Source organism: Quadrisphaera sp. DVD1 (assembly GCF_058932755.1).
Map to the genome: position 1 here is coordinate 1 of NZ_JBZYWI010000222.1, position 3,132 is coordinate 3,132.

Annotated in this window: 4 protein-coding genes; all 4 read left to right on the forward strand. The window is 78.0% G+C overall.

Annotation, left to right across the window (positions count from 1 at the left end; genetic code table 11):
* Positions 1-42 precede the first annotated feature (42 nt).
* The 4 genes from AC5FZL_RS16135 to AC5FZL_RS16150 all read left to right on the forward strand — a co-directional run bounded on the left by AC5FZL_RS16135 (position 43) and on the right by AC5FZL_RS16150 (position 3,108).
* On the forward strand, positions 43-1,053 hold the full coding sequence (locus AC5FZL_RS16135; RefSeq protein WP_493619896.1) for a potassium channel family protein: 1,011 nt from the start codon (positions 43-45) through the stop codon (positions 1,051-1,053).
* A 146-nt stretch (positions 1,054-1,199) separates the two neighbouring features.
* Positions 1,200-1,451, forward strand: a complete 252-nt coding sequence (locus AC5FZL_RS16140) for a helix-turn-helix domain-containing protein (RefSeq protein ID WP_493619897.1) — start codon at positions 1,200-1,202, stop codon at positions 1,449-1,451.
* Entirely contained in the window at positions 1,452-2,069 is a 618-nt protein-coding gene (locus tag AC5FZL_RS16145) for a Clp protease N-terminal domain-containing protein (RefSeq protein WP_493619898.1), read from the forward strand. It abuts the gene before it with no gap.
* 55 nt (positions 2,070-2,124) lie between these two features.
* Positions 2,125-3,108, forward strand: coding sequence for an NAD-dependent epimerase/dehydratase family protein (locus AC5FZL_RS16150; protein WP_493619899.1), 984 nt, complete (start codon positions 2,125-2,127; stop codon positions 3,106-3,108).
* Positions 3,109-3,132: the final 24 nt, after the last annotated feature.

Consider the following 3,132-nt stretch of genomic DNA (forward strand, 5'->3'; position numbering starts at 1 on the left):
GCCGCCGGCGGTGGAGGCCATGGCCGCCCTCCTGGAGCGGGCGTGAGCGCGCCCGAGGTGCACCTGCCGCGGGGGGCGACCCTGCGGCCGCTGCCCGCGATCCTCCTGCGCTTCGCCCTCGCCGGGCTCCTCGTGCTGCTCAGCTGGGGCATGGTCCTGCTCGAGCGCGACAGCTACAACGACAGCGCCGACGGCACCGTCTCGGTCATCGACGCGCTGTACTACACGACGGTCACGCTCACGACGACCGGCTACGGCGACATCACCCCGGTCACGGAGAGCGCGCGGCTGGTCAACGCGCTCGTGACCACGCCCATGCGGATCCTCTTCGTCATCATCCTCGTCGGCACGACCATCCAGGCGCTCACGAAGCGCTCCAGCACGGAGTTCCGCCTCGCGCGGTGGAGGGCGGCCATGACCGACCACGTGATCGTCCTCGGCTACGGCACCAAGGGGCGCAACGCCGTCCGGGCGCTGCGCCTGCGCGAGCACCCCGCCGACCGGATCGTCGTGGTCGAGGCCGACCCGCGCGCGGCCGCGCAGGCCGCGGCCGACGGGTACGCCGTGGTCGCCGGCGACGCCACGCGCCCGGAGACGCTGCTCGAGGCCCAGGTGGCCCGGGCCGCCACGGCGATCGTCGCCCTCGACCGCGACGACACCGCCGTGCTGTCGACCCTGACGATCCGGCGCCTGGCCCCGTCGGTCACCGTGGTCGCCGCCGCCCGCGAGTCGCAGAACGCCGAGCTCCTCGCCCAGAGCGGGGCGACGTCGGTCGTCGTCTCCTCGGAGACCACCGGGCGCCTGCTCGGTCTGGCCACCGACAGCCCGCGGGCCGTCGACGTCGTCGAGGACCTGCTGTCCTTCGGCAGCGGGCTCGACCTGTGCCAGCGGCGCGTCGAGCCCGGAGAGGTCGGGCGCGGCGCCCGCGACCTGCCGCTGCCCGTGGTGGCCGTGCTGCGGGCCGGGCACACCCTGCACTACGACGACCCCGGCGTCGGCGCCCTGCAGGCGGGGGACGACATCCTCTTCGTCGGGGGGCCGGGGCGGCGCTGAGCCCTCCCGAGCCCCCGCCGAGCCCCCGCCGAGCCCGCTGGGCGACCAGCCGCGGACGGGCAGCACTGCGCCACGCGCCCCGCGGCCGTGACCACGACCGTCAAGACGCCTTGACACGTCGCCGACGCGTCAACCACTCTTGACGCATGGCAGACGTGGAGGACCTCGCGGCAGCGGCCGCCAGCACCGACCCGCGCGTGGGGCTGCGGGCCGCCCTGGCCCTGCGCCGGCTGGCGGAGGCGCTGGAGGCCCTGCAGGTGGACGCCGCCCGCGGCCAGGGGTGGTCGTGGCAGCAGATCGCCGACGCCCTCGAGGTGAGCAAGCAGGCCGTCCACCAGAAGCACGCCGCCCGGGCCGCCCGGCCCGTGCGGTCCCCCCGCGCGACCGAGGAGGACTAGGTGTTCGAGCGGTTCACGAGCGAGGCGCGCGCGGTGGTCGTGCGCGCCCAGGAGGAGTCCCGAGCGCTCTCCCACGGCCACATCGGCACCGAGCACCTGCTGCTCGGCCTGCTCGACCCGCAGACGGGCGGCGCGCACGACCTGCTCCACGACGCCGGGCTGGACGCCGAGCGGGTGCGCGCCGCCATCGCGCGGCTGCTGGCCGCGCCGGGGACCTCGCCGGGGACCTCGCCGGGGACCTCGCCGGGGGTCCCGCTGGGGCCCGAGGACGCCGAGGCCCTGCGGTCGATCGGCATCGACCTCGAGGCCGTGCTGCGGCGGCTCGAGCGCTCGTTCGGGCCGGACGCCCTGCGACCGCCCCCACCGGCACCGCGCCGGGGCCTGCTGCGGCGCCGCCGCCCCCTGGTCGACCGCTTCACGCCCCGGGCGCGCAAGGTCCTCGAGCTCGCCCTGCGCGAGGCGATCCGCCTCGGGCACCGGCCGATCGGCGCGGAGATGGTCCTGCTCGGGCTGCTGCGCGAGGGCCAGGGCCTGGGCGCCCGCGTGCTCGCGGACGCGGGGGTCGACCTCACCGCCCTGCGCCGGGCGACCGAGCAGCGGCTGCGCGACGCCGCGTGAGGCGCTGAGCGCCGCGCGGACCGCAGGAGCCGGGCCGGCTGGCAGGCTGGGCGCCATGAGGCTCCTCGTGCTCGGCGGCACCCGGTTCGTCGGCAGGGCGGTGGTCGCCGACGCGCTGGCCCGCGGCTGGCAGGTCGACGCCGTCCACCGCGGCGTCACCGGCGCCCTGCCCGAGGGGGTCCGCGGCCTCCACGCCGACCGCACCTCCTCCGCCGAGCTCGAGCGGGCGCTGGGCGACGGCGCCTGGGACGCCGTCGTCGACACCTGGTCCGGCGCCCCCCGCGTCGCCACGCGGGCCGCGCAGCTCCTGGCCGGTCGCGCCGGCGCGTACGGGTACGTCTCCACCTCGTCGGTCTACGTCTGGGGCAGCCACGTCGACGAGGGCTCCCCGCTCGTCGACGGCGACCCGGACGCCGTCGCGGACGACGACTACGCGGCCGCCAAGCGCGGCGCCGAGCTCGGCGTCCTCGCCTCCTCCCCCGGCGCGCTGCTGGCCCGGGCCGGGCTCATCCTCGGCCCCCACGAGGACGTCGGGCGCCTGCCGTGGTGGCTGCGGCGGATCGCCGCCGGCGGGCGGGTCGTGGCCCCTGGCCGGCCCGAGCGCCCGCTCCAGCTCGTCGACGCGCGCGACCTCGCCGCCTGGCTGCTCTCGGGCCTGGCCTCCGGGCTGTCCGGCCCGGTCGACGTGGCCAGCCGCTCGGGGCACACGACCACCGAGGGCCTGCTGACCGCCTGCCGGGAGACGACCGGCTCCGACGCCGAGCTGGTCTGGGTGCCCGAGGCCGACCTCGCCGCCGCGGGCGCGCAGCCGTGGACCCACCTGCCCTGCTGGGTCCCGGAGGGCGGGGAGACCGCGGGCTTCCTCGAGTCCGACACCTCCCGGGCGGCGGCCACCGGCCTGGTGTGCCGCCCCGTGGCCGAGACCGTCCGCGACACCTGGGCGTGGGTGCAGCGCGAGCCGGCTCCGCCGCAGCGCCCCGACCGGCCGGTGCACGGGCTCCCGCCCGAGCTCGAGCGGCGCCTGCTGGAGGGCCGGTGACCGACGACCGCGACCACGACCGCG

Bases quoted from the DNA above. Each gene is read 5' to 3' on its own strand.
- AC5FZL_RS16140 (WP_493619897.1), top strand. From the start codon at position 1,200: ATGGCAGACGTGGAGGACCTCGCGGCAGCGGCCGCCAGCACCGACCCG.
- AC5FZL_RS16150 (WP_493619899.1), top strand. From the start codon at position 2,125: ATGAGGCTCCTCGTGCTCGGCGGCACCCGGTTCGTCGGCAGGGCGGTG.